Origin of the sequence: Streptomyces sp. SID3343 (assembly GCF_009865215.1) — a bacterium.
Taxonomy (GTDB): domain Bacteria; phylum Actinomycetota; class Actinomycetes; order Streptomycetales; family Streptomycetaceae; genus Embleya.
On sequence record NZ_WWJX01001486.1, the window covers coordinates 1 to 5,181 of the forward strand.

At 70.9% G+C, this 5,181-nt stretch carries 5 protein-coding genes; 3 read left to right on the forward strand and 2 right to left on the reverse strand.

Annotated elements, in window-relative coordinates:
* Nucleotides 1–127 precede the first annotated feature (127 nt).
* Entirely contained in the window at nt 128–412 is a 285-nt protein-coding gene (locus tag GT354_RS47350) for a hypothetical protein (RefSeq protein ID WP_161363976.1), read from the reverse strand.
* Nucleotides 413–663: 251 nt separating this feature from the next.
* Here GT354_RS47350 and GT354_RS47355 point away from each other — a divergent pair, with 251 nt between their 5' ends.
* Genes GT354_RS47355 through GT354_RS47365 form a run of 3 tightly spaced genes read left to right on the forward strand, consistent with a single transcriptional unit; the run spans nt 664 to nt 4,422 of the window.
* Nucleotides 664–1,326: a VWA domain-containing protein gene (locus GT354_RS47355; protein ID WP_346012503.1), complete on the forward strand. Its 663-nt coding sequence runs from the start codon at nt 664–666 to the stop codon at nt 1,324–1,326.
* The gene (locus tag GT354_RS47360) at nt 1,326–2,411 is read left to right on the forward strand and encodes a protein phosphatase 2C domain-containing protein (RefSeq protein ID WP_161363980.1); all 1,086 of its coding nucleotides are present in this window, start codon (nt 1,326–1,328) and stop codon (nt 2,409–2,411) included. The genes GT354_RS47355 and GT354_RS47360 overlap by 1 nt, the downstream gene beginning before the upstream one ends.
* Nucleotide 2,412: 1 nt before the next feature.
* Nucleotides 2,413–4,422 (forward strand): hypothetical protein, encoded by a 2,010-nt coding sequence (locus GT354_RS47365; RefSeq protein WP_161363982.1) that lies wholly within the window; start codon nt 2,413–2,415, stop codon nt 4,420–4,422.
* Between the two features lie 386 nt (nt 4,423–4,808).
* On the opposite strand, the gene GT354_RS47370 is transcribed toward GT354_RS47365, so the two are convergent.
* On the reverse strand, nt 4,809–5,181 hold a 373-nt coding region (locus GT354_RS47370), incomplete at its 5' end, for an ATP-binding protein (protein ID WP_237536166.1).

A 5,181-nucleotide genomic window follows, 5' to 3' on the forward strand; every position in this document is an offset into this window, starting at 1 on the left:
CTGCACCTACCTATACCTTGCTCGGTTACCGGTGAGTACGCGCATGTCCCGCGTCGCGCGTGCCGGAGCCACTACGTTGTGGGAACCCCACAAAAAGCTACCCGGGCCACACCGACCGGCCGACGCTTCACCCGTTGCCGGCCACAAAGCACGACGGCAGCCTATGGCGTGGGTGACCGGCGGACTCCGTCGGGTCGACGCGCGGCACACCGGTGTGGCGGTCGTAGTCGTCGCCCTCGGTCTCGCAGTCGGCGAGGGCGCCGGGGCACGCGCTGGTCGGCGGCAGCGCTCCGAGCGAAGTCACAGGCCCGGCGACCGTCTTCCCGTTCGGTGCCTTCCTCGGTTCGACCTGCGGGAGCGGGTCCACCACCGGGAACAGCATCGCGTCGGAGTCGTCCGAGGCCCCCGGCAACCACTTGGCGTCCGGGAAAGTACATCAAGGTGCGTCCTTGGAGTCCGTTGCCGGAGACGCGAGTTCGGCCGTCGGATGCACCGCCCCGGTGGTGTTTCCGGTGACCACGCACGAATCGCTTCCGCCGGACCTCGCGCTTTGGGAACATACGGCAGCGGGTCACGCCCACGTGGTGCGTTTCGACCCGTAGGAGTCATACGACTCGCGGAACGAAAACGGGGGTTCGAATCCGGATGGCGGAAACGAGAGGTGTGTTACTGCCGGCCTATGTGCTGGCCGACGAGTCGGGGTCGATGGGTCCGTATCGGGAGGACCTGGCCAACGGCCTGGCTTCGTTGTGCGAGGGGCTGCGGGCTGAGCCGATGCTCGCGGCCAAGCTGCGCCTGGCCGTATTGGGCTTCTCCGACGATGTGCAGGTTCGGTTGGCCTTGGCGGACATGCGCGCCGAGACCACGCTGCCCCAGGTCGTCATACGCGGCTTGACCGACTACGGGTCGGTGTTCGACGATCTGCTGAACCGCATTCCGGCCGACGTGCAGTGGCTGCGAGGCCAAGGCTACAAGGTGCACCGTCCCGTGGTGTTCTTCCTCAGCGACGGCCAACCCACCGACGGCGAGGGGTGGCGGCACGCCCACGCCGCGCTGATCGACAGGGCCCGGACGCCGACCGCGCCGAACATCATCGCGTGTGGGATCGGCGACGCCGAGCCCGGCACCATGGTCGAGGTGGCAACCCGGCCGGAGTTCGCCTTCGTCGCCAAATCCGGGACCGACATCGGCCGGGCGATCTCCGAGTTCTTCCACGCGCTCACCGCGAGCCTGGTCGCCTCGGGGCAGGCCCTGAACTCGGCCCGCCCGCAACTCGTGGTCAACCGGCCGGACCAGTTCACCCTGGCGATCGACGAGGTCGGCTGATGCGTTCCCCCGATGGGGACGACGCTGCCGCGGCGCCGATCGGGCCGGCCTTGTCCGAGGCCGAATCCGAGCCCTGGCGCGGGATCACCGTGGGGGTGGCCGGACCGGAGTTCGAGGCGCGGCCACCGCGCCAGTACGCCTTCGACGTCCCGGACACCGAATGCGACGGCTGGTCGACCCCCGACCTGACCCTGCGTTTCGCGTCGGTGCGCGGTGCCAACCACCGCTACTACCGACAACCGCGTCAGGACGCCGCGCGGGCCGCGCTGCACGAGTCCACCGGCGCCGTGGCGTTCGCCGTCGCCGACGGTGTCTCCAGCGCCTCGAACGCCGAGATCGGGGCCATCGAGGCGTGCCGGGCCGCCGTGCATCGGATGCTCCACCTGCTTTCCCTGGACAAGCGACCGTTGGACTTTCGGGACGTGGCCCACCACGCCGCCGAACGGCTGGGGCAACTCGCGCGGTGGCGTCTGAACGGCAGGCAGCCCGAGGCGACCGAGGTGGCGGACCTGTACGCGACGACCCTCGTGGCCGGGGTGGTTCGTCCCGATCCCGCCGGACCGCTCGTCGAACTCTGCCGGATCGGCGACTCGGGGGCCTGGATCCTGGATCGGTCGGACACGTCGGACGAGTCGAGCGAGTCGATCAGGTCGGGTGAGGCGACCGGGTCGAGCAGGTCGGGTGAGGCGACCGGGTCGAGCAGGTCGGGTGAGGCGACCGGGTCGATCAGGTCGGGTGAGGCGACCGGGTCGAGCGGACGGTACGAGCCGCTGTTCGATTCGAAGACCGGTTCGGACACGCTGCTGATCTCGAACGAGGTGGCGCCGCTGCCCTACGTGCCGATGCGGCTTCAACACACCGGCGGCCGGCTGACCGCAGGTCGGGTACTGCTGGTGGGCACCGACGGTTTCGGCGACCCGCTCGGTGACGGCGACGGCCGAGTCGGCGCGTTGTTCGCCCGTACGCTCGCACAACCGCCGTCGCCGGCGTGGCTCGCGCACGTGCTGGACTTCTCCCGGGAGACCTTCGACGACGACCGGTCCCTCCTGGTGGTCTGGCCGCACGCCACGCCCGGGGTGCGCTGACATGCCTCGAACCCCCGCGGTCGACCGCGGCACGCTCGCCCTGGGGCACCACCTGGGTCAAGGCGGCCAGGGCACGGTGTACGCGGTGACCAACAAGAGGATCAACGAGGCCGAGGGCGGCGGTTGGGGTGTGGTCTACAAGGAGTACGGCGCCGACGTGCTGCCCGAACTCGACGCCGCCGCGCTGGCGTCGCGAGTGGACCTGCTCGGCACGCTGAGCGCCGCCGAGGGCCGGTGGCTGTGCGACAAGACCGCATGGCCGGCGACCGTGGTCGAACACCAGGGCCGTGCCTGCGGGTTCCTCATGCGCGAGGTGCCCGATCGCTTCCGGTTCGCCTACCGCAGCCTGAGCGCGACCGCGGGAACCGAGCGCCTGGCGAACCTGGAATATCTGCTCAACGACGACGCCTACGTCGCCGGCATCGGCCTGACCATCAGCGATCGGGACCGGCTCGACCTGTTGACCGACCTGGCGACCACGCTCACCCGGCTCCACCGCATCGGCGTCACGGTCGGCGATCTGTCGCCGAAGAACCTGCTCTTCACGACCGACCCGCGGCCCGAGTGCTTCCTGATCGACTGCGACGCCATGCGGTTGGCGGGCGCCACCGTACTGCCCCAGGTCGAGACCCCGGACTGGCAGATACCCGCCGGCGAGGAGAAGGCGACGCGGGCCACCGACGTCTACAAGTTCGGGCTGCTCGCCATCCGGCTCTTCGCCCGTGACCAGGCCGTCGGCGACCCCGCCGTACTGAGCGTGCTCAGCCCGGCGCTCGGTGATCTGGCCCGCCTCAGCCTCGACCCGGATCCGGCTCGGCGGCCGACACCGTCGGTGTGGGCCGAACACCTCGCGGCGGCGGGCGCACGGGCATCGACCACTCCCGCCGCGGTCGGCCCGCCCACCGGGGGACGGCCGCCCGCGCCGCCGACTCCTCGTCCCGGGGCGGGGCGTCCACCATCGCCCGTGCCCGTGCCCCCCGGCGCGGGACCCGGCTCGGGCAACGCCGGCCCCGCCAAGGTCGGCGCGGGGGTGGCCGCGCTCATCGTCGCGGTGATCCTCGCGCTGGTGTACGCGCACTCCCGGGACTCGTCGCACACCGCGTCCTCCGACGCCGTACCGGAGTCCACGGTTTCCGCCGGCCAGTACTCGCCCGGCGGCGGCTCGTACTCCTCCGGCTCGTCGGGCGGGTACTCCTCCGGGTCGTCGTCTTCCGGATCCTCCTCCGGGTCGCACCCGTCCGCGGACGCCGGGGACGAACCGGCTCGGGTGCCGGCTTCGGCGCCGGCCCCGCCCGCCGCTCCGGACCCGCCGAGGTCGACACCCACGCCCGACGCGGTCGGGGATGCCAGGGTCGGTTCCTGCTTCGTCGACCGGGGCACGGGAGGCCACCCCGACCTGCTCTCCATCGACTGCACGTCCGGCGTGTTCAAGGTGGTGAGCATTTCGAGAGGCACCACCGACCTGGACAGCTGCCGCGACGTCACCGACTACGACAAGAGCGTGTCGTCGTCACGGAACAACCTCGTGCTGTGTCTGACCTACCTGAACCCCGGCGGCACCGCCTACCACGCCCAGAAGGGAAACTGCGTCTACGGCGCCAACGGCGGCGGTTCCTGGCGCACGATGGCCTGTCAGACGGGGAACTTCAAGGTCCTGGCGGTCTACCGGGGCAGCACCGACTACGCGAAGTGCGACGGTTGGCCGAACTACAACCTGGCGAAGGCCTTTCCGGTCAGCGCCGATTCCGGTCTCGACGTCCTCCTGTGCCTGTCGATGAACTATCCCGACGACATCGGCAACGCCGCGGTTCGCTCGTGTCTGCGCAAGTCCGGCAGCGAATCCCAGCCGATCTTCACCAACGTGGGCACGTGCGCCGCTTCGAACATCGTCGTCTCCGGACGCACCAGCGACTCCCGGGACACGGGCTTTTGCGGCCGCGACGGCGCGACCCACTGGAGCAACTCGGAGTATCCCAAGCTCGGATACACCGTGTGCTGGCGGTGGTTGTAGGACGTGGTACCCGGGCGCCGGGGCCGCCTGGAACCCGCCGGCGGGGAGTGGTCGTATCCACCGTCGTGAAACCCGACGCCCCGGTCGACACCGTCCGACGCCCCCGGCTCCCGACCCCCCTCGGGAACCGGGTCACCGTCACCACAGTGAACGACCCGGCACATCCGTAAAGTTCGTCAGCCGAAGGCGCCCGGTGGCAGTCGGAACGGGGCTCGGTGGTCGCCGGAGATCAACGGAACCGTCGGGGGGCCTCCGGGCCGGTTCGTCAGGTAGTCGGCGCGGCGATTGTCGCCGCCACCGCCGTCACCGCCGTCGCCCCCGACCGGGCCCACGCGGGTCGGGGTTGATCGCCGTCCGGCGCGGTCGAGAGCACGGGCGGCCGACGGTCACGGTCGCGGTCGGGACGGTAGGCGGATGGTGAACACCGAGCCGATGCCCGGGGTGCTGCGCGCGGTGACCGAGCCGTCGTGGGCTCGGGCGAGGCGGTGGACGATGGCCAGGCCGAGGCCGCTGCCGCCGGTGCGGCGGTTTCGGGACTTGTCCGCGCGCCAGAACCGGTCGAAGACGTGCGGAAGGTCCGGCGCCGCGATGCCCGTTCCGGTGTCGGTCACCTCGAACACGATCTCCGACCCCTCCCGAAACGCGTGCACGATCACGCTCCCGCCCTCGGGGGTGTGCCGCACCGCGTTCGACACGAGGTTGCCCACCATCTGCCGCAACCGCACCGGGTCGGCCGACACCCGCAGGCCCGGCTCGCCC

Excerpts from the sequence above, each read along its gene's own strand:
- GT354_RS47360 (WP_161363980.1), top strand. The coding sequence starts at position 1,326 with ATGCGTTCCCCCGATGGGGACGACGCTGCCGCGGCGCCGATCGGGCCG.
- GT354_RS47365 (WP_161363982.1), top strand. The coding sequence starts at position 2,413 with ATGCCTCGAACCCCCGCGGTCGACCGCGGCACGCTCGCCCTGGGGCAC.